This is a genomic window from Paenibacillus sp. 01T442 (assembly GCF_056398345.1).
In genome coordinates, this window is record NZ_JBFTPF010000199.1 from 1 (window position 1) to 1,153 (window position 1,153).

Consider the following 1,153-nt stretch of genomic DNA (forward strand, 5'->3'; position numbering starts at 1 on the left):
ACCCCAAATGAGGACACGCCAACCACCTTGAAACGACAACGCAGAAAGAATCTTTGAATTACTCTGAAATAATAGGATGATAATTCCGATAATAAGCGTAAGCAGTTGTGTAATATAAAGATTCAGCAATAAAGTCTTGTCATTCAGTTCATTGATATCAACTTTCCCAATACGAAGGTTCTTAAAATCGATTTTTTTCAAAGGAAGCAGCCTCATTTCCTTATAATATTCCTTTTTCATGCTGATTGACCTATACTAAAACAACTATAAAAGACAACAAGGAGCTTGATTTATGGAGAAGCGTCTTACCCGCACTGATTATTTATTTGCCCTCATGTTTATCTTTATGCTGGTCTGTATACTTGGCGCTTTTTTCTATGGCTTGCGATTAGGACAAACGAAATCCGATTTAAAATATGATAAAATCATGCATGCTGATCAAGCAGCTGTACCCGAAATAGGCGCTTATGACCAACAAGTGCTAGTGTCATATTACCATACCATCTTTTTACCCTTTAGGGAATTTCAGAATAAATGGTTTGAATTATTGAGTCAAATTGAAATGGATAACACCGCCGCCGTGGATGCATCTGCCGTTCTGAAAGAGCTAAGTAAAATTGCTGCAGACAAATATAATACGCTGCAAAGTAAAAACATGCCTGCCTCTTCGCCACTGCTCGTGCAGTCACACCAAGGCTATCTGAAAAGCTTAAAGCTTTTTACCGACGCGTTAAGTACTTATCAATCTAAAGCTAATGCACAAAGTCATTCACAGCTGCTTGATGCCATTCAGAAGGATGCGTACTTCTTAGAAGCCAAAACACAAGCCTTAACCGCACAGAAAAATTATTTCGACTCCATCCTAGTTTGGAATGGCACTATGGATCCAGACATTGAATATTTCGATCCTAATAATACAGCCAATCTCGATCAATGGCGCGCTATGAATTTCAACGTAAAGAACGTATATATTACCGCTAAATTATTGAAAAATAAGGCATTCTCGCCTTTCTATCCGCAAGATTTAACTATCAGGATTGATGAATTCATCGCGTCCGGCCAAGCCAAGAAATTAAATGTGAATGATGTGAATCAAACCATGGAATTATTGCTTAGCACGAATGCTGTTCGCACAGGTGACTTTGTCAAAGGC

General features: G+C 38.3%; 1 protein-coding gene and 1 pseudogene. One reads left to right on the forward strand and one right to left on the reverse strand.

The window, feature by feature from the left end; all coding sequences use genetic code 11:
• Positions 1-201, reverse strand: a pseudogene (locus tag AC1DLM_RS35375) (CPBP family intramembrane glutamate endopeptidase); the annotation flags it as partial.
• Positions 202-292: 91 nt separating this feature from the next.
• Between AC1DLM_RS35375 and AC1DLM_RS35380 the strand changes: the two are divergent.
• Positions 293-1,153, forward strand: an 861-nt coding sequence (locus AC1DLM_RS35380; protein ID WP_477572623.1) for a hypothetical protein, incomplete at its 3' end; no start/stop codon positions are given.